The sequence below is a fragment of the Romboutsia weinsteinii genome (assembly GCF_002250835.2).
GTDB classification, from domain to species: domain Bacteria; phylum Bacillota; class Clostridia; order Peptostreptococcales; family Peptostreptococcaceae; genus Romboutsia_A; species Romboutsia_A weinsteinii.
The window spans coordinates 60,901-85,420 of the sequence record NZ_NOJY02000002.1; the positions used below are offsets into that span (position 1 = coordinate 60,901).

General features: G+C 28.6%; 23 protein-coding genes. 4 read left to right on the top strand and 19 right to left on the bottom strand.

Annotated elements, in window-relative coordinates:
* Nucleotides 1–6: 6 nt before the first annotated feature.
* The 4 genes from CHL78_RS01315 to CHL78_RS01330 all read right to left on the bottom strand — a co-directional run bounded on the left by CHL78_RS01315 (nt 7) and on the right by CHL78_RS01330 (nt 4,608).
* On the bottom strand, nt 7–507 hold the full coding sequence (locus tag CHL78_RS01315) for a hypothetical protein (RefSeq protein WP_094367968.1): 501 nt from the start codon (nt 505–507) through the stop codon (nt 7–9).
* Between the two features lie 2 nt (nt 508–509).
* Nucleotides 510–1,289, bottom strand: a complete 780-nt coding sequence (locus CHL78_RS01320) for a MurR/RpiR family transcriptional regulator (RefSeq protein WP_094367967.1) — start codon at nt 1,287–1,289, stop codon at nt 510–512.
* 179 nt (nt 1,290–1,468) lie between these two features.
* Complete coding sequence (locus CHL78_RS01325) at nt 1,469–2,833, bottom strand: 6-phospho-alpha-glucosidase (RefSeq protein ID WP_094367966.1); 1,365 nt, start codon at nt 2,831–2,833, stop codon at nt 1,469–1,471.
* 173 nt (nt 2,834–3,006) lie between these two features.
* Complete coding sequence (locus tag CHL78_RS01330; RefSeq protein ID WP_094367710.1) at nt 3,007–4,608, bottom strand: alpha-glucoside-specific PTS transporter subunit IIBC; 1,602 nt, start codon at nt 4,606–4,608, stop codon at nt 3,007–3,009.
* 451 nt (nt 4,609–5,059) lie between these two features.
* On the opposite strand from CHL78_RS01330, the gene CHL78_RS01335 reads away from it, so the two are divergent.
* Entirely contained in the window at nt 5,060–5,680 is a 621-nt protein-coding gene (locus CHL78_RS01335) for a hypothetical protein (RefSeq protein WP_094367711.1), read from the top strand.
* Between the two features lie 86 nt (nt 5,681–5,766).
* Here the strand turns inward: CHL78_RS01335 and CHL78_RS01340 are convergent, their stop codons facing one another.
* Nucleotides 5,767–6,033, bottom strand: a complete 267-nt coding sequence (locus tag CHL78_RS01340; protein ID WP_094367712.1) for a hypothetical protein — start codon at nt 6,031–6,033, stop codon at nt 5,767–5,769.
* Nucleotides 6,034–6,195: 162 nt separating this feature from the next.
* Between CHL78_RS01340 and CHL78_RS01345 the strand changes: the two genes are divergently transcribed.
* Both CHL78_RS01345 and CHL78_RS01350 read left to right on the top strand, forming a co-directional pair.
* Nucleotides 6,196–6,717 carry a sigma-70 family RNA polymerase sigma factor gene (locus CHL78_RS01345; protein ID WP_094367713.1) on the top strand — a complete coding sequence of 174 codons (522 nt, stop codon included), beginning with the start codon at nt 6,196–6,198 and terminating at the stop codon, nt 6,715–6,717.
* 12 nt (nt 6,718–6,729) lie between these two features.
* The gene (locus CHL78_RS01350; RefSeq protein ID WP_094367714.1) at nt 6,730–7,896 is read left to right on the top strand and encodes a DUF4179 domain-containing protein; all 1,167 of its coding nucleotides are present in this window, start codon (nt 6,730–6,732) and stop codon (nt 7,894–7,896) included.
* Between the two features lie 145 nt (nt 7,897–8,041).
* Here the strand turns inward: CHL78_RS01350 and CHL78_RS01355 are convergent, their stop codons facing one another.
* The 4 genes from CHL78_RS01355 to CHL78_RS01370 all read right to left on the bottom strand — a co-directional run bounded on the left by CHL78_RS01355 (nt 8,042) and on the right by CHL78_RS01370 (nt 11,757).
* The gene (locus CHL78_RS01355) at nt 8,042–8,593 is read right to left on the bottom strand and encodes a DJ-1/PfpI family protein (RefSeq protein WP_158540611.1); all 552 of its coding nucleotides are present in this window, start codon (nt 8,591–8,593) and stop codon (nt 8,042–8,044) included.
* A gap of 305 nt (nt 8,594–8,898) precedes the next feature.
* Nucleotides 8,899–9,756 carry an N-acetylmuramoyl-L-alanine amidase gene (locus CHL78_RS01360; RefSeq protein ID WP_094367716.1) on the bottom strand — a complete coding sequence of 286 codons (858 nt, stop codon included), beginning with the start codon at nt 9,754–9,756 and terminating at the stop codon, nt 8,899–8,901.
* A 214-nt stretch (nt 9,757–9,970) separates the two neighbouring features.
* Nucleotides 9,971–10,729, bottom strand: coding sequence for a hypothetical protein (locus tag CHL78_RS01365; RefSeq protein ID WP_147295789.1), 759 nt, complete (start codon nt 10,727–10,729; stop codon nt 9,971–9,973).
* A 209-nt stretch (nt 10,730–10,938) separates the two neighbouring features.
* Nucleotides 10,939–11,757 carry a MerR family transcriptional regulator gene (locus CHL78_RS01370; protein ID WP_094367718.1) on the bottom strand — a complete coding sequence of 273 codons (819 nt, stop codon included), beginning with the start codon at nt 11,755–11,757 and terminating at the stop codon, nt 10,939–10,941.
* A 132-nt stretch (nt 11,758–11,889) separates the two neighbouring features.
* On the opposite strand from CHL78_RS01370, the gene CHL78_RS01375 reads away from it, so the two are divergent.
* The gene (locus CHL78_RS01375; protein ID WP_094367736.1) at nt 11,890–12,525 is read left to right on the top strand and encodes a GNAT family N-acetyltransferase; all 636 of its coding nucleotides are present in this window, start codon (nt 11,890–11,892) and stop codon (nt 12,523–12,525) included.
* Nucleotides 12,526–12,585: 60 nt separating this feature from the next.
* On the opposite strand, the gene CHL78_RS01380 is transcribed toward CHL78_RS01375, so the two are convergent.
* From CHL78_RS01380 to CHL78_RS01425, 10 genes are all read right to left on the bottom strand, one after another.
* Complete coding sequence (locus CHL78_RS01380; protein WP_094367719.1) at nt 12,586–13,641, bottom strand: ABC transporter substrate-binding protein; 1,056 nt, start codon at nt 13,639–13,641, stop codon at nt 12,586–12,588.
* A 358-nt stretch (nt 13,642–13,999) separates the two neighbouring features.
* A complete protein-coding gene (kduD, locus tag CHL78_RS01385) occupies nt 14,000–14,779 on the bottom strand; it encodes a 2-dehydro-3-deoxy-D-gluconate 5-dehydrogenase KduD (RefSeq protein ID WP_094367720.1) in 780 nt (259 codons plus the stop codon).
* A gap of 22 nt (nt 14,780–14,801) precedes the next feature.
* The gene (kduI, locus tag CHL78_RS01390) at nt 14,802–15,632 is read right to left on the bottom strand and encodes a 5-dehydro-4-deoxy-D-glucuronate isomerase (protein ID WP_094367721.1); all 831 of its coding nucleotides are present in this window, start codon (nt 15,630–15,632) and stop codon (nt 14,802–14,804) included.
* 158 nt (nt 15,633–15,790) lie between these two features.
* On the bottom strand, nt 15,791–17,881 hold the full coding sequence (locus CHL78_RS01395; protein ID WP_094367722.1) for an alginate lyase family protein: 2,091 nt from the start codon (nt 17,879–17,881) through the stop codon (nt 15,791–15,793).
* 60 nt (nt 17,882–17,941) lie between these two features.
* Nucleotides 17,942–19,126: a glycoside hydrolase family 88 protein gene (locus CHL78_RS01400; RefSeq protein WP_094367723.1), complete on the bottom strand. Its 1,185-nt coding sequence runs from the start codon at nt 19,124–19,126 to the stop codon at nt 17,942–17,944.
* A 70-nt stretch (nt 19,127–19,196) separates the two neighbouring features.
* The gene (locus CHL78_RS01405; protein ID WP_094367724.1) at nt 19,197–19,688 is read right to left on the bottom strand and encodes a PTS system mannose/fructose/N-acetylgalactosamine-transporter subunit IIB; all 492 of its coding nucleotides are present in this window, start codon (nt 19,686–19,688) and stop codon (nt 19,197–19,199) included.
* A gap of 33 nt (nt 19,689–19,721) precedes the next feature.
* On the bottom strand, nt 19,722–20,516 hold the full coding sequence (locus tag CHL78_RS01410; RefSeq protein ID WP_243446348.1) for a PTS system mannose/fructose/sorbose family transporter subunit IID: 795 nt from the start codon (nt 20,514–20,516) through the stop codon (nt 19,722–19,724).
* Nucleotides 20,509–21,282 carry a PTS mannose/fructose/sorbose/N-acetylgalactosamine transporter subunit IIC gene (locus CHL78_RS01415; protein WP_094367725.1) on the bottom strand — a complete coding sequence of 258 codons (774 nt, stop codon included), beginning with the start codon at nt 21,280–21,282 and terminating at the stop codon, nt 20,509–20,511. Before CHL78_RS01415 ends, CHL78_RS01410 begins: the two co-directional genes overlap by 8 nt.
* An 11-nt stretch (nt 21,283–21,293) precedes the next feature.
* Entirely contained in the window at nt 21,294–21,707 is a 414-nt protein-coding gene (locus CHL78_RS01420; RefSeq protein WP_094367726.1) for a PTS sugar transporter subunit IIA, read from the bottom strand.
* A gap of 61 nt (nt 21,708–21,768) precedes the next feature.
* Nucleotides 21,769–24,483, bottom strand: a complete 2,715-nt coding sequence (locus tag CHL78_RS01425; RefSeq protein WP_094367727.1) for a sigma 54-interacting transcriptional regulator — start codon at nt 24,481–24,483, stop codon at nt 21,769–21,771.
* Between the last annotated feature and the right edge of the window lie 37 nt (nt 24,484–24,520).

Here is a 24,520-nt window from a genome sequence, read left to right on the forward strand (position 1 = left end):
CCATTTTTAAATTTTAATACTATATTTTAAGAATACACAAAGTAGTGAAACAAAAACTATAAATATACATCCAACCATCCTAATCTTAGCTTCTTTATTTTTTAATAGTTTCTTAAAATCTTTAAATATATTTTTTTCTTTATTATCTATCTTAAATATACCTATCCATAAACATATACTACCAGCTATATTTCCTACCATTATTTGAATAACTGCTATTGTACAAATCACTAATTGAGATAAGCTCTTATGCTTATTCTCTTTAATATCATTAACAGCAGTCTTTACCATCAATGCGCAAAATGGTTGTATCATAGCTATAATAAATGCAATAGTAGTTATAGGATTATCAAAAATCAATTTGTATATATTGCTGCCTGCATTGATACTTTGAAAATACATATACATCATAAAAATCATTGGTGTTAATATAGAAAAAACTATTCCTGCATTAAAAAATACCTGAGATTTTTTTAAGTTAATTTTTTTTATTGCTACAGCTTGCATAATCATCCTCCAATTTCTACAGCCTTTTCTTCCAACTCTTTAAGATATTGATTATAATGATAGAAAAGTACTTCACTTATTGTATAGAAAAACATAGTACTTTCATATAGTACTCCACTTTTTAACCTCATACTACTACTTACACCATACAGATTATAAGGAGTCATACTTGCTAGTTTATTATTATCAAGTCTAGTCATAGATACAAAGTCTATCCCTCTTACTACCAATTGATTAACATGACTATCTAGATTAGGTGTGTTTCCCGAAAAAGAAATAATAATAACCAAGTCCCTACTTGTTAAGTTTGGTATTAATGCCTCAAGCTCTGGAACTCCTGATATTAAATTAAAATATTTATGTGTAAATAAAAACATACGCTTTAACTCTTCTGCACATATTTGTTGTGCTCTTCCTGTTGTATATATAAAGATTCGTTCTTTTTTATAGATTAGTTCACAAATATCTCTAAGCTGCTTATCTTTGTTATGCTTTATAGTCTTATCTATCCCACCAGATAATGCTTCTACATATCCACTATCATTTTCACAACTTTCTCTTTCTTCCCATTTTAAAAATACCTTAAATTCACTATAACCACTAAGCCCAAGCTTTTGAGCCAACCTTAATACTGTTGTCCTAGATACATTACACTTATCAGCAAGCGCATTTATACCAAGATTATAGCAACTCTTTTTATTATTTAAGATATATTTTAAAATATGTAAATCATTTTGGTTTAAATTACTGTAATGCTTATTAATTAGCTCTTCTATTTTCATCCTTTGTACCCCCCAAATGAAAAAATATTCTTAAACTATATTGTATAACAAATCGGATAACAAGTAATCTAAATTTTCAAATTATTACTTTTAAGAGCTTTGTTCTCATAGATATACATAAAAAGTACAAAACCAATAAATTTTGTACTTTCTATATATATTAATTATTTAGCAAATTTTTAAACCAAAGATAATGCTTCAACATTTTCTACTTCAGGTCTTTTTATTTCTGGCCAGAATTCTTTATTAGCTTCTAATAAATCATCTAATATTGCTTTAGCAACAGATGCACTTGGAACTGTTTTTGACAAAGTTATTGCCTGCCATAATTTTTGATAAGATCTCTCTATCCAACCTTCTACAACCAACTTCTCAACTGATACTTGTTGTTCCATTAATCCTTTTTGGAATTGTGGTATAGTTCCTATTCTTAGTGGCTCTGGACCGTTACTTCCTACTATACAAGGTATTTCAACCATTGCTGTTTTATCGAAGTTTTCAATAGAACCGTTGTTTTCTACTATTAATAACATTCTTTCGTGAGTGTTATATGCTATTGCACGAGCCAAATCTACTATATATGATGCATGGTCATCTACTTCTAACTTGCAACCTTCAGTTGATTGATTTTCTATAATTTTTCTACACTCTCCAAATACAAACTTTTCACGTCCATCCATAACTTCATTTGCTCTAGTGTACTCTTTATCAGAATGCTCAACTACATAGTCTTGGAATAAGTAGTATTTTAGGTATGTATTTGGTAAAGTATCTGGATCTACTGCAAATACATCTCTTGCTTTAACAAATGTATCGTTCCAACTCGCTTCTACATGTTGGTTAGGTCCTATGTCTGCATTGTATCCATGCTTTCTTACGTGCTCTTTTATCTTTGGCATTAAGTCATTTCCTTCTTTATCTGTTATGCTCTTCCACCATCCAAAGTGATTTAATCCGTAGTAACTGACACTCATTTCTTTTCTAGAGTTTAATCCAGCTATTTTTGCCATATGGTCCTCTATTCCTACTGGCATATCACATATATTTAATATTTTTGAATTTGGTCTTAATTTACGAGTTGCTTCTGCTACTATTGCAGCTGGGTTTGAGTAGTTTAACATCCATGCTTCTGGTGAATATTTTTCCATATAATCAAGTATTTCTATTACTGGTCCTATTGAGCGCATACCATACGCTATTCCTCCTGGTCCACAAGTTTCTTGACCTACAACACCATGTTTTAGAGGTATTTTTTCGTCTAGTTCTCTCATTGCATATTTCCCTACTCGGATATGAGCCATAACAAAATCTATATCCGTAAATGCTTCCTCTGGATCTGTTGTCGCTAAAAATTCTATTTCTGGTGCTTTTTCTCTTAATATTACTTCACATGCTCTTGCTATTGTATCTTGTCTCTCTTCATCATTATCATAAAACTTTATTTTTCTAAGCGGAAACTTATCTAGATTATCTAGCAACATTAATACTATCCCTGGTGTAAATGTACTTCCTCCACCTGCTATTGCAACTGAAAATTTCTTCATAATTTATATCCCCCTGATTTAATAATTTAATATATTTTTAAAATTAGTTTTTACTTTTTTATCTTAATTAATTTATAACATCTTTAAATAACGCTTTCAATAAATCTGGTTCAAATTGGAAATACTCTTCCTATTTAGTATTTTTTCACAGTACATGTGAAATTTCACATCATCTACTTAGTTGTTGCAACTTCGCTTTCTTCCATCACTTTTTCAAATTCTTCTCTAAACTGTGGAACAGATAAACCAATTATTACTTGAATTGCTTTTCCATTTCTAGATAGACCATGAACACCTAGCTCTCTAAATTTATTGTCTGGAGCTATTATAGTTTCATCTATTACACTTAGACGAAGACGTGTTGCACAGTTAGTTACATCTACTATATTATTTTTTCCACCTAATAATTCTAGTACTTTTGATGCTTTACTTTCTTTACTTACAGCAACATTATCTGATGCATCTGTTTGATTCTTTGCTTTAAAGTCTTCTTTGGTATATAGTTTTGCTTCTTCTGTATCATCTTCTCTACCAGGAGTTTTGAAATTAAACTTAAGTATCAGATAACGGAATGTGAAGAAGTATATTGCTGTAAATGCTAACCCTATTCCTACTTGTAATAAATAAATTGAACCATGGTATTTACCTAGTGGTATCCAGTTAAGTGAAAGCCATTCTATTAATCCAGAGCCGAAGTTACCTACTACTCCAAATGTAAATGCTACTGCTGATAAAGTTGCTGCTAATAGCGCATGTACTACAAATAATGCTGGTGCAACGAATAAAAATGTAAATTCTAAAGGTTCTGTAATACCTGCAACTACTGCTGTTAACACTGCTGGTATTACTAATCCTGCTACAACCTTTTTCTTCTCTGGTTTAGCTGTAGCAACAAAAGCTAACCCTATACCTATTGATCCAAATACTTTTGAAAGTCCATGAAGTGCAAACCCACCTTGAGGGAACATTTCTTTTAAGCTTTGTGCTGTTGTCGCAAACTCAGATAAATGCAGTGGCCAATATGTTGCTATACCGCCTTCAACTACTGCTGGACCAAATATAAATGGTGTGTAAACAAAGTGATGTAATCCTGTTGGTATTAACAAACGTTCAAGTAATGTATATATCCATACTCCAAAAGTTCCTGAAGATGATAAAAATCCTTGCATTGAATTTATTACCCCTTGTATCATTGGCCATACCCATGATGTTAATAAAGCTACAGGTATCATTACAAAGAAGGCAATCATGACAACTAATGAAGATCCTCTAAATATTCCTAAAAACTCTGGTAATTCTGTATCGAAAAATTTATTATGTAAGTAAACAACTATACTTGCTATTACTATCGAACCTATCATACCTGTATCAAGTGTTTTGATACCCGCTATTGTAGTTAAGCCACTAAGTCCCCCAACCTCAGCTGTAAAATCTACTCCAAATTTAGGTCCCCACATAAAAAGTATTGCATTTACAAAGTAATTAAATGTTAAATATGTTACTAGTGCTTCTAAGCAAGCACGAGCATGTGCTTTTTTAGCTAAAGCAATTGGTAAACCTATTACAAATAAAAGTGGTAACTGATTGAAACATGTCCATGCACCTTGTTCTATTAAGTAACATATTTGATACCATAGGCCATCAGGATTTGCTATTGAACCTACGATATCCTGATTTTTTAGTAAGCTCGTAAGACCTACCATTATCCCTGCAAAAGCAAATAATAATACCGGTGTAAACATTGCAGATCCAAAACGTTGAATCTTTTGCATCATATAAACCATCTCCCTTTTTATCCAAACCTCTATGTTTTTATTAAGCTAAAATATGGCCCTTTAAGTGTTACTAAGACACTTATTCTACATAAGAGAAGTGAATTAAATTTTCTAATATAAGTTCTTAAGTAATTTATATCACGTTTCTGTTAACGTTTTCAATAAATCATAATCAAACAGTTATTAATCCTATATTATGTTTTTTTTCACAGTTTATGGAACTTTTTCACAGTTGTTTTATTGCAATATAATATAATCATACTATGCTGATTTAGACCTAACATACACATCTTTTTCTTTTATCACCAAGTTTGTTCATGTACATTATTATATTAATCTTCTTTTATATATTAATAAATTAATCGTATTTCAAAATACTTGTTTTTATTGTAAATTAAATATTATTAAACTACAATTTACAATAAATATAATACTTAGGGGGATATTTATAATGGATAAATATATCGGCCTCATTATAAAAAATCAAGATGATAAGATACTTTTATACGAAGGTAATTATTATATAAGGATGTTAGTAAAAGATGATGATGATATAGATTTATTAATATCAAAAAAGCTTATAGATGTAGTTGAGCAGAGTAAATATAGGATAGTTAAGATTTATAATAACTTTGTGCTTTATGGTCATCAGGAAATAACTATGTACTTAGTTGAGGTAGGAGTATTTCATAATGAATTTGATTTTATGGATATATGTGAACTTTTAGATGTGTTGCATAATACACCATCGAGAGATTTCTTTGAAGAAAATTTTGTTCGTTATGATAAGTATAAGGGTACAGTTTATTCTGCTTTATCTTTACTTACGGCAATATTAATATTTGTAGATTTATATCTTAGCTCTCATCAAATATTACCTAGAAACTCAATAGTTGCTAGTATCATAGGTATAATATTTATATTTGCAGTAGTGATAAGGCTGCTAGCTCCGAAGTTAACTTATAAAATAATTAAATATAATATAGACTATAAACGTATAAATAAGATTATAGACTCTACCTTTTTTATATTAGCTATAGTATACTTTGCCAAAGTTTTTATAATAAAATAATATCACACAGTAGTCTAATTATTTAAAGTATAATTTCTTTATAATAAAAAGTAGTAATAATATCAAAATTATTACTACTTTTTATATTAGTTATAGTTATAAGCACAGCAGTTTGCTGGGTTCATATATTGATTTCTATTTCCTTGATTAGGTGTATTTGAATCATTGTTATTATCTAAATTTTGATATTGAGTTGTTTCTTGGTTTATTACTTTAAAAGTAGATTCAGCATTTACTCTATTGTTTAAATCTACATCTGATACATTTGTATTTCTCTCATTAGCAAATGATGTCATGCTCATTGCCCCTATTACTAATCCCATACCTAGTGTTCCTATTATTATTTTTTTCATATAAGCCACTTCCTTTTTATAGATTTATTTTCTAAACTTATATTACAAAGAAATTATGAATAAATTATGAAATAAAAAATATTTTTTTATAGAAGGTGACAGGATACTATATTTATTTACGTATTAGTTAGTGTAAAAGCTTTTACAGAGGGAGGTAACAACTTGCAAGACGAGTTAATAATTAAATATATAAAAAAGAAAAAAGAAATTGGTATGGAAATGTTAATAGATAATTACAGAGGTATTATAACCGTTATAGCTAGAAAATACTTAGGGGTATTAATTAATTATGAGGATGAATGTGTAAGCGATATACTTCTATCTGTATGGGATAATATTAAAAGTTTTGATGCAGGTAAAAACAGCCTTAAAAATTGGATTTGTGCTATATCTAAATACAAGGCAATAGATTATAAAAGAAAGTATGTATCAAAGATAGATACTGTTGATATTAGTGACAGTATTTATTATATAGATACTGAGCTTATTAAGTCCGAAATAGAAGAAGAAATAAATGAGATACTTAGTCATTTAAATAATCGGGATAGAGAACTTTTTATTAAGCATTATTTAGAAGGTGAAGAACTAGAAAAAATAGCGCTAAAAAATAATACAAGTGTATCAAGCCTATATAACCGATTATCTAGAGGCAGAAAAAAAATCCGAAAAAGTGTATGTAAGTAAGGAGCTTATAATATGAGAGATACTTTTAAAATATTAAATGATGTGAAAGTTGATATAGATGAATATAAAGAAGTAAAATTTGATGATAATACTGAACTAAAGAAAAAAATGAAAAAACAGATTAAATCTAGAGATATAAAATATAAAAGAGGTATAGCTATTGCTTCCTTAGCACTTGTACTAGGAAGTGGATTTATAATGAATGAAAAAGCGTGGGCTAATGTAAAAAACATATGGTATACACTCAGTCAAGTATCTAGTAATAAAGAAAATGAAATAAAAGACTCCAAGTACAATATAAATAAAGTTATATCAGATAAAAATGTAGACATTCTTTTTAGAAATATTATACTTGATGACCACAATCTTATAATAGATATGAATATTGATGATAGTAGATTTGATCCACGTGTTGATTTTACTAAAAAACAACACGAAGAATGGTATGTAGATAAATGGTCTGATAAAGAAACTACATTATCATTAGGTGCCGATAGTATTGATATACATGTTGATGGTAAGAAATTATCAGATTTCGGTATGTCCTCTGCTCCAGAATCTACCGATAGAAAATCAGATAATACAACGGATGTTTTAGCCTACCAATCTATTGGTACTATAGGTAGTGATGATGATGAATATTATAGAGAGATAGATGAAAATCAATTTCCACATAAAATAGAAAATGACAAAATCTATAATTTAAAAATCACTGTAAAAAAAATACATATTTCTCATTATAGTGTAGATGATAAAGGTCAACCTATTGCTTATGGTGGTGCAATAAGAGGTAATTGGACCTTAGATTTAGATATTAAGGGCAAGGATTTAAAGAATCAAACTATTACCTATGATATAAATAAAAATATCGAGTTAGATATTGAAAATGAACTAGTAAATCTTAATCTAGAGAATTTAAAAATATCTCCACTAAAATTAAAACTAAATTATAAATTGGATAAAGACGTAAATTGTTTTACTCAGTTTAAAGTATTAAATGATAAAGGAGAAGAATATCAAAAAGAGTCGGTGTCAGGAAGTAAGTATGTAAAAGCTGAATATGGTAATATCTTTAATGACACAAAATATGTTATATTAATCCCATTTATCGAAGATTTTGCTACTAGTAAAATAACAGAATTTAAGGATAAATCAATAAAGATATTACTTGATAAATAACACAAACTAAGGCTATAGTCTCTATTTCAAAGATTATAGCCTTTCTCTTTTTAATAATTATTTTATATAATAATATCTATTTCTATCTTAATAAATTACTATATAAGCTTTTTAACGCCTATGTAAGCTCATCTAATAAAATCTACTATAACTTAAAATACTTGAAGTTTTCTATAGTTTCCCTTAAGTCATTTTCATCTTCAAAAATATCAAGATACTCCGCAATCTCAATAGCAAAATCTACATACCCATTAGGTCTTGCTGTAATAATATTTTCATCTCTAGATACATTTTCATTAATTAATGTAGAGTTTTTTAAGATAAAGTTATCATTCATATTAAGGTTCGAAGTATACCTCTTATTATCAAGTATACCTGCTTGTGCTAAGTGTATAACCCCTGAACATATTGCACCTATTAGTTTCTTATCTTCGTTTAACTTAACAAGTACTTCTTTTAATTCCTTACAGTTAAATAATTCATCTGGATCTCCACCTGGTATTATCAACGCTTCTACATCTTCTAAATTTACGTCCTTTAAAGCAATATCTGGTTTTATGCAAAATCCCTCGAAAGATTTTATTATATCTTCTTTCAGTCCTACTGCTACTATCTCCCCTTTTGTTTTAACAAAATAATTCGCTAAAATAACTTCAAACTCTGTAAAACCCTCATAAATTAATACATGTACTTTCATAAGCCCTCCTATGAACATAAATACTTAATTAATTAAAAATTACATCTAATAGTATATATATTTCGTTTAAAGCCCCCTTTTTTAAGTCAAACTACTTCTAAAAATGAAAATTAAATCATATTATATCTATTTAATAATATGATTTATAAATAAATAGCATTCTCTAAATTTCTGTATGTATATACTAAAAATTTATTCTAGTTTAATTATAGCTGACTAATGGTGAATATAGTGTATTTTTGTAAATATTGTTTAGATTATAAAAAGCTTCTAAGTAGCTTATCTACCTAGAAGCTTTTTAATTATTATTTATTATAAACTGCTACAAAAGCATCGTATCCTTTTTTCTTAAGCACATTTACTTGCCTTTGTGCATTATTCTTATCATTGTAACTTCCTGCAATTACTCTATGATAATTTTTTCCATCTTTTGCAAATACATCAATAAAAGCATCCATTCCCATTTCCTTTAATTCTTCAACCTTTTTGGCTGCTACTCCTTTATAAATATAGCTTCCTGCTACAGTTCTATAAAATGTACTCTTATTTTCTATGGGGGACTCTTCTTTTTCATATTTTATTCCAAAGTAATTGCAGATTGCTTTTACAGTAGCTTCTGACATATTATCTTTATTATTTTTAAGAAGTGCTAAATCTTCTCTATTAGTATAAAAAGCATATTCTATTAATATAGAAGGCATTGAAGTCTTATAGATTACAGTAAAGTTTGCCGTTTTAACACCTCTATTAAGTGCTTTATTATCTATACCTTTAAGAGTTGAGAATATTTCATCTTGAACAAACCTTGCAGCTGTCTTAGAATTTGTACTAGCATTACTTGCTACATAAGTCTCTGTTCCTCTAGCACTTGTAAACTCAGTTAGATGTGCATTTGCATGAATGGATACAAATAAGCTTGTAGGCTTTCCTTGCTTTTGCCAGTATGAGTTTGCAAGATTACATCTTGTGCTAAGACCTATTTCGTCTTTTCCTGATGGACTTGGATTAGTTAAGTATACGCTTATTCCATGACTTTCTAATCTTGGCTTTATTTTATACTGCATGGCATTGTTAAAATCCCATTCTCTTAGTGATTTATCTGGTGATTGCTTACCCTGTACCTTTTCATTATGACCAGAGTCAAGTATTACTAGATATTTCATTAATATATCTCCTCTTTATTTTTATACAAATTGAACTAAAAAAACTTTTAGTTCTACAATATTTTATGTTTTTAATCTTCAATGTGATACAGTTTTTATTATATTAATCCTATTGTATAACCTAGCATATTATAAGAGTCAATATATAATTTTGAGTATATAAAAAAGTAGGAAGATTTATTCTTCCTACTAATAATATAAATAAGCTCATATATTAACTTATTGCTTTTTCATTTCCAATAAATTTGTTAATCATTTCTCCAGAAGAGGTATCAAAATCAATTACATATTCACCTCTTATATTTACTCCGTATATATTTTTGCCTTTGTATGATCCTGTTACTGTACATATAGTTCTATCATGATTATATTCGTATGTAGAACCTTGCATACGATGTAGTGAACTCTCTATATTTTCTTTAACATATTTCTTTGCTTCACTTTTGTATTTTTCTGCCATATTCTCATCTTGAATATCTATTATAGCTTGTTCTACATCTTTGTTAAACTTTATTACTTCTTCATCTATAATATCGTACTTTTCAATTTCTGAGTCTGTTAGTACAACTCCATCTTCAACATTGCTACCATTTTTTATCTCTTTTTTAAGTCTAGATTTAGCTTTTAATACATTAGCTCTTTCTTTTTCATATGTTTTCTTATCTGCTTCTTCTTGCTTTTGTTGATCTATTATTGCTTGTTGTTCTTGCTTTATTTTTTGCTCTTTGTCATATTCTTTTGATGAATTAATAAAATATATAGGCGTTACAACAAGTAACAATACAGCAGCTATTATTGCTATTATATTTTTCCCATCACCTAGAAAATCTTTAGTACTTTTGTACTGTCCTTTTGATTTAAGTAAAAATCTTACTACAATTACTGATAAAACACACCAAACTACAAACATTCCTAAAGCTATTATTGCCGAAATTAAAAATAAACCTAATAAGAATTTAAACATTTTTTTCATTTTTACTATACCTTTCAAAGTCAAATTTGATACATTCTTTATATATATTTATAATATTATCATTTAGGCATTTCATTGTAAATAAAATGTAGTTTTATATACAATGCTGTAACTTTTCGTCGGCATTATATTATTTTTCCAGTAAAATCTAATAAAATAATCATAAAAATAGAAAGCCAAATTATGGCTTTCTCGTTAATTAATTTTTATTATATCTTTAAACTCATATTATCTTCTATAAGTATTTGAATTTGGCAGCTATAAGAGTCTATATTAAAGAAATCATTAAATAGCTCAAACTCTATAAAGCTTTTTACTTTTAAGTTATTATCTTTTATATATTCAAATAACTTTTGTCTTTTATCTTCTTCATTTTCTTTGCTATATGACAAAACTAAATAATTGCCTTTAGTCAAAACTTTTATATTATCATTAAGTTCTAAATTATCATTATCTTTAATTGCATTAAAAACATATAAAGATTCTACAGTCTCATTTGATTTAATATTATATATAATTCCTCTATCCATATTCACTTCTATATAGTTTTCTTTTATCACTTTCTCTAGTGCTGAGTAATATAATAATTCTTTTAAACTTCCCGACTCTTTGCAAGGTGCTACAACTATATATCTATCATCAAAATACTTTATATCAATCTCTTCGTTTGATAATATATCTTTGGAATATTGTACACTATCATTTAGAGTATCTATATTTTTTATTATATCTTTCATTTTATTTATACTGTCTTGTGCTTCAATTCTTTTATTCTGTAAAAATTCAAGTAGTTTATTAGTATCACAATCTTTAAATATTTCTTGAAGCTCTGAAATACTTGTCCCTAATTCTCTACATCCTTTTATGACATCTATATAAATAAATTGTTCTATTGAATAGTATCTATAACCTGATAATTCATCTATATATTTCGGAATAAGTATACCCATTTTATGATAATATCTTAAAGCTTTTATAGTAATTCCTTTTATTTTAGACACTTCCCCTATAGAAAATAAATTATTCATGATTACACGTCCTTTTATATTTTTTAATTTTCCGTTGACTCTACCTTTAGGGGATACTTTACTATCATTATAAGATATTTGCAACAAAATATTAATTTGTAAATTAAATAAAAGGAGAATATTAACTTGAATATGGAAAAAGTTATATACAGAGAATTATCTAGAAATGACTATAGTCGTATTAAGGAACTTATTTGTGAAGCATTTGGATTTTCTGATTTTATTAAAAATGAAAAACTTTTAGATGCTATCCTAAGCACTTATTTACATGGATGTATTATGGATAGCTCTTTTTCTAGAGTTGCTGTAAAAAATAATAATGTCATTGGCATTATTTTAGGCAGTGCTAAAAATGATAAAAACAATTTAAAAAAACTTCATAATAATTTAAGCTTTTTATCTGCTTGCACAAAACTTCTTGCGTCTAGTAAAGAAGATAAAATGTTAATTAAAGAATTTTCTATAATTAAAGATACTTATAAAGAAATTATTTCTGGTAAAGAGGATAGCTTCCAAGGTTGTGTACAACTATTCATTGTATCTCAAGAATCTAGAGGTCTAGGTATTGGAAAAACTTTAGTTTCTGATTTATTTGATTACATGAAGAGTATGAGTGTAAGTTCACTGTATTTATATACAGATACTAGATGTAATTATGGTTTTTATGATAATAATAATTTCAATCGTATTAATGAAAAAGAAATTTATTTTAATTCGATAGATGCTAATCTTGATGTGTTCTTATATAGCTATACATTTCAAAAGTAGTATAGAGAGTTAATTTTTATAAAAAAGAAAGGCTTTAATTATCAGCCTTTCTTTTTTTATTTAGTTATTTGATTTTATGTTTATCCATGCTTCATCATATATTTTCTTAACATCCATAGGGAAATCAACATATATTTCACATCTATCCATTATCTCTTTAGGCATATATGCGTTAGGATTATTTCTAATTTCCTCTGGTTGTTCTAATCTGGCTTCTCTATTTGGTGTTGTATATCCTATTTCATCAGCTATTCGAAGTGCACTTTCTTTATCACTTACAAAGTTTATAAACTTTTCAGCTCCTTCAACATTTTTAGCATTAGAAGGTATACATAAACTATCAATCCAGAAGTTTGCGCCTTCTTTAGGTACTACATAAACTAAATTAGGATTTTCGGCTTGAAGGTTTAACCCTTCTCCAGACCAAATCATATTTATATCAGATTCTCCTGCTGGAATCATTGTAGTTCCATTATCTACACCATATATTGGATCTACTAATTTTCTTTGACTTAATAGTAGTTCTTTAGCTTCTTCGATTTCTTTTTCATTAGTTGAATTTAGAGAATATCCAAGCTTCTTTAAAGCAGCTCCCATTGTATCTCTATAAGTATCAAACATAAAAATTTTATTTTTATATTTTTCATTCCATAATATATCCCAACTATCTACTTCTTCTGTTACTACATCTTTATTATAAATAAGTCCTACTGTACCAAACATATAAGGAACTGAGTACTTATTACCTGGATCTATTTCTAGGTTTAAGTAATCATCATCCATTTGAGATATATTAGATATTTTATCTTTGTTTAACTCTTGAACAAGATCTTTATCAATCATTCTTGTCATCAAAGCATCAGATACTAAAATAACATCATATTTTACGCCCCCACTGCTAATCTTTTGATACATTGTTTCCATATCATCAAAAGTTTCAATATTAACTTTTATATCGTATTGCTTTTCAAACTGTTTTACAGTTTCTTCATCTATATTTTCTCCATAGTTAAGAAAGTTTATCTCTTCAGAATAGCCTTTGCTACATCCTACAAAGAATATTCCCATCATTACTATACAAATTGATAAACTTAATAATTTAAATAGTTTTTTCATACTACGATTCCTTCCATATATTATATAAATTTTTAAATATTCTTTTGGATTATATCATTTCTTTAAGTACATAATCAATTACATAATATTTATTATTTTACTTATGATATAGTTCATTGATATTTATTCTAAATAATTATATACCAATAAATAACTATTTTAAACATTTATACAACCAAACTGAATCAATCATAACATGTTATAAGATTATTAACTAGCTATTTATAATCATAATTTATTCTATGACTTATTCATATCTGTCATCTAGGCTAAATATAATTTTTTAATAAAAAAAAACTAAGTACATTATTTATTCACAAATAACATACTTAGGTAAATATTATTATTTAACTTTTAATTATCTAACTAACCATCCACCATCAACAGCTAATATATGTCCATTCACATAATCAGATGCTCTACTTGCTAAAAATACTACAGTTCCCATTAAATCAAATGGTGCTCCCCATTTATTAGCAGGTATTCTTCCTAATATTTCTGCATTTCTATTTTCATCAGCTCTTATAGGAGCTGTATTTGCTGTCTCTATATATCCTGGTGCTATAGCATTTATTTGTATATTTTGGCATGCTAATTCATTTGCAAATGCTTTAGTTATTCCAGCTACTCCGTGTTTACTAGCTGTGTAAGGTGGTACAAACTTACCTCCTTGGAATGATAACATTGATGCTATGTTGATTATCTTTCCGCTATTTTGCTTTGCCATTACTTTAGCAACCTCTTGGCTTAAGAAGTATACTGCGTTTAAATTTATATCCATAACAGCATTCCAATCTTCTTCTTTGTACTCAAGAAGTGGCGCTCTTCTTATTGTTCCTGCATTGTTTACTAATACATCTATTCTATTAAATTCATTCATTGCTGTATCAACAACATTTTTTCTGTCTTCAACTTTAGTTAAATCAGCTTGTACAAATACGACTCTTCTTCCTTCTGACTGAATCATTTCTCTAGTTTCATCCCAATCAGTATCATATGCAGCTATTACTATGTCTGCACCTGCTTTAGCTAAAGCTACTGCATATCCTTGACCTATTCCTGTATTACCACCTGTTACTATAGCAACTTTTCCATCTAATCTAAAAAAATCCATTGAAAATTCTTGTAAATTACTCATTATTATTATCCCCCTTTATATATTATCTTAATGTTGACATTTCAACTGCATCCATATCATCAAATGTTTGGTTTTCACCACACATTCCCCATATAAATGTATAATTACTTGTACCAACTCCTGAATGTATAGACCAGCTAGGAGATATTATAGCTTCTTCATTTTTTACAACTAAATGTCTAGTTTCTTCTGGTTGTCCCATAAAGTGGAATACTCTTGTATTTTCTTCCATATTGAAGTAGAAGTATACTTCCATTCTTCTTTCATGAGTATGGCAAGGCATTGTATTCCATGCATTACCTTCTTCTAATATAGTCATACCCATTAATAATTGACAGCTTTCACATACATTTGGATGAACATATTGATATATAGTTCTTTTATTTAATGTTGAGTTGTCTCCTAATCTAACTGGTTGCGCTTCATTTATATCTATTTTTACTGTAGGATAAGTCTTATGTGCTGGTACTGAGTTTATGTAAAACTTAGCTGGAGTTTCTTCACTTACTGACTTAAACTCTATAGTCTTTGTTCCCATACCTATGTATAAACCATCTTGTCCCTTTAGTTCATATTCAACACCGTCTAGTATTGCTACCCCTTGACCTCCTACGTTGATGATTCCCATTTCTCTTCTCTCTAAGAAGTAGTTAACTCCCATTTCTTTACCAGCTTCTAATTTTATTGTTTCTCCTACTGGCATAGCTCCACCAAATATTATTCTATCTACATGGCTATATGTTAAATCTATCTTATTTGCTTTAAATATTTCTTCTACTAAATAATGCTCTCTTAATTCTTCTGTTGTATATTTCTTTGAATCTTGTGGATGATTTGCATATCTTATATTCATTTTTTAACCTCCTAATATTTTATACTTATATATTAGCAACTTTCATGCCATATCATTGTAATAGGTTAATCTAGGTATAATACTATGCAATATCAACGTTTATTTATATTTTTTATTATTAGAGTATGACACAAGTTATAATAAAGTGTTACACAACTCTAGTGAGCTAATACTTCTTTTGTTACAGTATCATTTTCAATCTTAATTACTCCTACTCTTGCATAAAAAGATATTCCTTCAATAGTATAATTTCTTCGTCCTCTTGGTTCTTCATCATGAACAATCACTACTATATATATTTTATCTTCTAATATTATTTTTATAGCCTCTGCATACTGGCTATCTAGTACTTCTTTTCTCCAATTTAGTATATCTACATATTCGATATTTTTTATTTTCACTTCATCATCTATATGTAAAATTGTATTTAAGCTAATATTGCCGTCATATTTTCTTTCCAGAATACCTTTTTTAGATTTATAAATACTATTGTATTCCTTTGATATAAATCCATCTTCAATACTAATACTTTGTTCACTCAGCGGAATAATATTTAAGCTTCCATTATCACCCTTATACACTAATTTATTATTTTCACAGCTAAGCCTATCACTTTCAAAATTGAAATAGGCTTTGTATCTATGACTTCCTTTTGATATAAATTCATCGCTTACTATCCATATACTTGGAGCAATATAAATAATTTTTCTTGTAGTAAAAACTCCCAAGTCAAAGTAACCTAAGTGTGAACCTTCTACAAAGGATATTTCCTCACCAAATTTATAATCACGCTTTATAGGATATGCTACTTTACTACTTCCCCATGAACCTTTTGCATCAGTAAATTCTTTATCATCTACAGTAATTGTATTGTGACTTACAGCTTTTTTTAGTAACGCTCTATATTTACATTCTTCACCATAATTATATCTACCACTGTCTACTATATAATTTTCTCCTTTGTAGTTTATATCAAAATGCAAAAGATCAAAGTGACCATGACCACTACCTATATGACCACATTTGAAGAAAGTATATACTCCATCTTCTCCCCATTTATTTCTTAAAATATAATTTCCTGATGACTCGTGTGCTATATTTTTAAAAGTAGGCTCACTTTTAGACAAATCTTCAAATATCTTTACTCCATCCAAACCTATATTAAATATACTTTCTATATCTAATTCTTCTACTAAATACTTAAAAAAAACATCCTCTAATACAATAGATGATAGCCCTAAAATATCTCTTAAATCTTCTTCATCACTATCACCATAATTACTTTGTTTATAATCAGGTCTTGCAAAAGATAGTGTTGCATAAGCCATCTTCTTGATTTTTTCTTTTATTTCATCATTTATCTCAATGCTATTTCTCTTAGCTATTATTGATACATCTAACATACAATTTAACATCTCATTGTGATACATATATGATTGTTCCCATTGAAGTCCATCTTCTAATATTTGTATCTCTAAAGATTCTTGTATTACTCTTAAGGATTTATCTCTTAACTTCTGTGATATTTTAAACTCTGGAAAATATGTACTTGCAATGAATATACCATGTTGCTCTAATATAACCCAGTTACTTAGAAGTCTATCTTCCTTAGTAGAATTATTTATATACTCCATATGTCTATATATACTAATTAATATATCTTCTATTAAACTATCTTCTATATACTCACTATCAATCATATAATCTAGAGCTTTTACCCAGTTTCTACACCTTAGGCCAGCTTCTATAGTTCTCCATATTAATTTATTACTTTCTCCCTTTTCATTTGAAAAATCTATAAAGCTTTTTATCTGAGTAGCAAATGCTTTTATATATTTTTTGTCCTTGGTTAATAAATAACTCTGACCATAAGTTATAAAATATCTATGTCTATTAAGCATATAAGTCCATTCTGGATCACCATATGGAATACAGTCCCATGCTATCTCTTTTTCAAAATGGTATGGTATTTTACATCTTTCCATATCCCACTTCATGTCATAAATTATTTTGTTATTTGAAAAATCATCAGCAGTTTTTAATATACTCCTACACTCTTCTCTTTTGTTTGTGTTAATAAAATTTGCTAGTTCTTTCTTATTACCTAAAAATCCGTGTACATTATTTCTTTTCCTAAAATAATTTATTAATTCTTTCCTTGCTATTTCAATATTTCCTTTTTCGTAGTTTTCTTTTATATTTTCAATACCTATGTAATTTAAGTCTATAATATCAAGTATACTTTTCATAATGTCTCCCCCTAAAAATAAAGGGCATCCTCAATATCTATTGAGATAGCCCATTATAATTTACCAATATAAGTTCCAATCTTTGTGAAATCTCATTAGTGATTCCATGTAGAAATAATCACCCCATAAGTTCCCCTCATCTATACCTTTGTTATGTTGCCATGAATATACACCATGTAATAATACACAATTAGCATTTTCTTCATTTTTACTTGTATAGTTTTCTATTAGATTTCTTAGTGTCTTGTGTGCTGCTTTTGTGTATATTTCTTTTTCTTCACAATCATCCATATATTTATTCATTTCTAAAATACCACAGACTACAATGGCTGCAGATGATGAATCTCTAGGCTCTTTATCTTCATCCTTAAATACTAAATCCCAATAACAAATTAAATCCTCAGGCAGTCTATTTAAATAGTAATTTAACACTCTTTCATATATGTACTTAGATTCTTCTATTTTACTGTATCTATAATTGTATGGCATACCGCATATTGCCCATGCTTGCCCTCTTGCCCAGCTAGATTCATCAGAGTATCCTTGATGTGTAATACCTTTTGTAGGCTCTTTTGTATCTATATCAAAGTAGTATGTATGATATGATGATCCATCTTCTCTAATAATATTTTCTATTGCTGTGTTAAAGTGTGTATCAGCAGCAGTTTTAAATCTTTCATCTTTTGTTTCTTCATATGCCCAATAAAGTAGTGGTAGATTTAATAAACAATCAATTATTAATCTGTATTCTTTAGGGTCACCTTTCTTCCCCCATGCCTGTATAAACTTACCATCTTCATGATATCTATCTAGTAGTTTGTATGCTGCTTTTATTGATACGTCCCTACATTTATCATCTCCTGTTACCTTATAACCAGCTACTGTCGATAATGAATATAAAAATCCTATGTCATGGTGATCTAGTACAAAATGTTCTTCTAATCTTTTTTCAAAGCTTTCTATATGAATATCTAATACTTTTTTATATTTTTCATCTTTTGTATATTCATATGCTAGCCATAACATACCGGTCCAAAAACCATTAGTCCAATCATCATTCCCCTTAGTCCTATATACGTTATTTGTTGTACAAGCACTTGGAAAATTGTATGTATATAAATCTAGATTCTCATCTATCTTTTTTATAATAAAGTCTAATGCACTTTCAATCTCATCTTTATCTAAAGGTTTAACATCTTTTAAGCTATCTTTTATATTTATACCTTCTAATGTTACTGCTTTCATATTTTGCCTCCTTGATAATTCTTTATAAATATAGGAGCCCCAAAAGGACTCCCATTATCTAAAGTTAATCTTATAAACCAGCTTCCGCTAAGTATTTTGATAATAATGTTTCTGGCTCATCTGGAACCATTCTAGCAGTTAAGTTTACACCTTTGTCCATAAGTGATTTAAATGCTTTTACTTCTTCATCTGTAACACTTATAGATTTTTTAATTTGAGTCGTATCATCACGCTTTGCCATGTTACCTACATTTATATCAGTTATTTCTAGTCCTCTATCAATTAAATCTAGCGCGTCCATAGGATTTTTTAATACTATTAATACCTTTTGAGTTGCATATTTTCCTGCTAATATATTGTTAGCTGCAGTTTCTTTACTTATTATAGATGTTGCTATTCCTGGAGGAGCAACCATTCTTAATATATTCTTTTGCATTTCATCTGCTGCTACTTGATCATTAGCTACCATTATTCTAGTTGCACCAAGTCCTGTTGACCATCTAGTTGCAACTTGTCCATGTATTAATCTATCATCTATTCTTATATGTATTATACCTTTCATATCTAATCTCCCTTTTAATTGTATATTTAATTTCTAAGCTAATATTTTTAAGTTATATAATACTATTCCTAGACCCATTAAAACAAATATTGCTTTTGTAGATGTCATTTTCTTTCTACCTAATAACCAATAAGTAAATCCAACTATAGCAACTGGTGCTAGTCCTGGCATTACTTTATCAGCTATTTCTTGAAGACTAAACAATACTTCTCCATTTTGCCACTCTAGTGCAAACTTAGCATTTAAAACACTTGGAACAAGTGCACCTACAACTGTTATTCCTAGTATATTTGCAGCTTCTGTTAAGTTCTTTAGCAGTCCACCTATACTTCCAACTAACATACTTCCTTTTTCATAACCTAAAGTCATAAACTTATTCATGCAAAATAGTCTTAATAAGTTGAATGCTATCCATAAGAATATTCCTATTGGTTGACCTTCTAGAGCCATATATGCTGCTATTGATCCTATTACAGTGTTTGGAAGTACTACAAATAATGTATCTCCTACACCTGCTAATGGTCCCATCAAACCAGTTTTTATAGCGGTTACTGCTTCTCTTGTTTGTGGTCCTTGCTCTTCTAATGCTAGGGCTGCTCCAACTATTGCAGACCCAGTTGATGCATTAGTGTTAAAGAATTGCATATTATTTTTTACTGCTTCTTTTAATCCTTCTTCGTCATTTCTATATATTTTCTTTAATGCTGGTATCATTGCATAACAGAATCCTAAACCTTGCATTTTTTCATAATTCCAACAAGTATGTACACCAAATAACCATCTTTTAAAAACAGAATTCATCGTTTTTTTATCTATTTTATTACTCATCTTCGTTATCCCCCCCACCTGCAAATACAACCGTAGTTTCTTTTCTTCTTTCAAATGTTAACATTGCTAAAGCTAATCCTACAAATGAGATTCCTAACATAGGTACATTTAAGTATGCTGCTAACACAAATCCAATAAATAAATATGCTACATATTTCTTTATAGATAAGTATTTTAATAATATAGCAATCCCTAAAGCTGGTATTATTCCTCCAGCAGTTTTAAGTCCTCCCATTAACCACATAGGAACATTATCAACTATCATTTGTACTAAATCTGAACCGAAGTATAAACCTATAGCTACTGGTACTGCTCTTGATAAAGCCCATGGTATAAGTCCTAAAATATTCATTCTTTCTATCATTTCTATATTTCCTTCGTTAGCATACTTATCTGCTTTTTGTTGGAAGAAAGTATTTGAGAATCTTGCTAATATATCTAACTGAGTAAGTAGTAATGCTACTGGTATACCTAAACTTATACCAAACTCTCCACCTTGACCTGACATTATAGCAAATGCTGCCCCTAATATTGCTCCACTTGTATAATCAGGTATTACTGCTCCACCGAAGTTACCTACTCCAAGTGATAAAAGGTTTAGTGTACCCCCTACAAAAAGACCCGTTTGCATATCTCCCATTAATAAACCAGCTATACCTCCAGCTACTGCAGGCTTTGCAAATCCAAATCCTGTATTTAAACCATCATACTGAGCTATAACTGCAAATAATGTAACTGCTATTATTTGACCTATTCCTATTTCCATTTTAATTCCCCCTATTCGTTAGCTTCTAATTGTTCCCTACATATAATTCCTTGAACTATTGATTCTTTAGTAGATGATATTATATTATTCAAAGCCTCATCTATTTCTTTATTTTTATTCATTATTGCTTCAATAACCATGGCTAGATTTACTCCTGAGACAACTCTTATATTTTCTTGCTTTTGCGCTCTAATCATAGATTGATTAAATGGAGTTCCACCAAATATATCTACTAATATTAATAGCTCTTTGTCATCTGATGCTAATAATGATATTTTTTCATCTAGTTTTTTAGTGAAATTATCTATTCCAGTTTCATCAAGTACCACATACTCAACTTCATCCGTATCACCCAATATCATTTGTGCAGCTTGTAGTAACCCAATACATAATTCACTGTGGCTAGTTAATAAAATATTGTACATTTTCAATATCACCTCCTACTATATTTATATTAGCAAGTGCCGTGCCAACTTTCTGTAACACCTATTTTCTTTGCATTCTCATAGTAATCATCTCATGTATAATAACGATTTCACCAAGTGGTAATGACACCCTGTATTCTTTTAGTACTTCTTTGAATATTTCTTTAGACACATTTAGGAAGTCACTATGACACTCTACAAAATTATCTTCATTTGGATGTGACTTTACTTCATCTCTCAGTACTAAACGCTCTATCATAACACTTATATGTATAAATAAAACTAATTTTAAATCATTTGGGAACTTCATATTTAGCTCATACTCGTAGCTATATACTATTTTTTCAACTTCTTCTATAACTTTATTAGGATTTAGTATAGTAAGTTGGTTTAATATATTTTGAAGAGAAAATAATTTTAATATATCTTTTTTAATTTCTACTATACCTTTTTCTTTAACCACTCCGCTTAATGCTTTTTCTATCTTCTCTTCACCTTCATTATTTATAAGATTTTGCATCTCTATTACTTCTACATCGTCTCTTTCTATTTTAGCTGTCGTTATTATTAACTTTACATCATACTGTTTAAATACCTTATTATCATCACTGTCATACTTTATAGCATTAAAATCTTGGCTTATAACCTCTATGTCAGCATCACCTATACATTTTGTCATTATTTCCTTTAACTTTTCTGCTGTACCTATTCCAGATATACAAGATACTATTATTGCTTTCTTTTTGGTTTCTGATTTGTAGTATTTGTATTCCGTCTTATTGTTTTCAGATGCTTTTACTACAATATCTTCTAGTTCTTCTTTGTTTATTATTTTATTTGCAACATCTATAGCTAATTGAGTAGATATGTTGTTTATAATTGCTAGGTCACCCTTTACTACACTTTTTAACTCTTTGTATATATGATTTAGCGAACCCATATCTACAAGTATTATCGTTCCTTTTTTAGTGTCAACATTTTGAAGGTAATCTCGTACGTTTTTTACTACAGTAGATACAGGAGTATCCATTGGCATATCAAATGGCTCAAATACAAAGTTCTCAAACATAGTATTAGCAACTGATGCTATACTACTAGCCGTTGAAAAACCATGTGCTACTATTATTGCATTACACCTTTTTACTTCATTTATTCTAAAACTATTTATATATAAGTATAAGAATAATCTTAAAATGTACTTATTTTCATACTCTAGGTTTTCTTCTATTATTGATGCTATTTTGTTTCCTATTATATAGCTTTGAGGAATCTTTATTTTTAATATTTCATCACATTTTTTAATTTCATTTAGTGTCATAAAGTCACTACTTTTAATATCTTTTAATACCATAATTGAAGATGAAATTAGCTTTGTTGTGCTTCCGTTGTACTTTATACCATAGTTTTTTCTAATATACTCTAGTGCATTTTCTACTATTCTTTCTATAAACTCATAGGTTATAATATCAGATTGTATTTTAGATTTATTAAAAGCTATATCGTTTAATATCTTATTCATATGAGATAATACTGTCTTCTTAAATTTTTCATCATCAATCTCACCCTTATTAACTGAGTTGATTGCTATATTAATATTTTTAAATGCTTCTTTTATATTGTGATTTTCGTCTATACTTTTTATTATTACCTTTCTGTACTTATCTTCTTTTCTTATTACTTTTAAGTTTTCATGATAAACATTTTTTTCTATTTTAAATGAATTTTTGAAGTTACTTGAAATATCATTAGTATTTACTTGTAAAATGCCATCCTCTATATCCAAATTATTTCTATAAGCATTAGCACAGCTACTCACAATAATATTTTTTAATAGACCTATATTTCCTTTGCCCTTTATAGATAGAAGTGCATTAACTACATTTTTATGAATTATTAAATCTTTGTCTATTTTATTTGATTCTTTTAAGTAGAAGTTATATATCATGTTCAATCTTTCAGAAATTGTTCTCTTATCTAAGCTTGGTATATCTACAAATACTGGTATCCTTCTTCTAAATGTATCTAATAGTACTTCATCTAGGTTTTCTGTAGTAGCAAATATAAATCTTACATTTGCACTTCTCCATTTGTCAGTTTCACCAAGCCTTCTAAATTTACCTTGATCTAAAAATAAAAAAAGCTTTTCTTGTCCTTCATTACCTAGCCTATGTACTTCATCTAAAAATAGATATCCTCCATTTGCAGCTTCAATTAACCCCGGTGTATCTTTATCTGCACCAGTAAATGCTCCCTTTTTATAGCCAAACAAATTTGCTGATAATAACTCCGGATTGTTTGCATAATCTGCACAGTTAAATGTAACTAATGGAGATTTTTCTTTTATACATTCTTTGTATATGGCATATTGATGTATTAATGATGCAATATAGCTTTTACCTACCCCACTATCTCCAGTCAAAGTTATTGGTAGTCCATTATTAGGATATATTGCGGCTGCCTTACACTGTTCTACTTGATCTTTTAGGCTTCCATCTGCTCCTATTAAATCTATAAATGGATCCTTATTCTCATCCTCTTCTTCCTCGATTTGTAAATTATTTATCATCTCTGTGTCCCAAAAATACACAGGTCTAGTATTAGTTTTTATTGCTACCCCTAACTTACATAGCTCATTTAGGTAATGGCTTACTACGTTTCTTTGTAACCCTAATGACTCTGCTATCTCGTTTGCTGTTACTCCTATGTTACTTTTTTTATTAATATTTAGTTCTGTATAGTGCTTTAATTTTTGTTGAATTTTTTCTCTATTAGTCATACTTACTCCCCATAAAAATATTTTTTATAACCCTTAA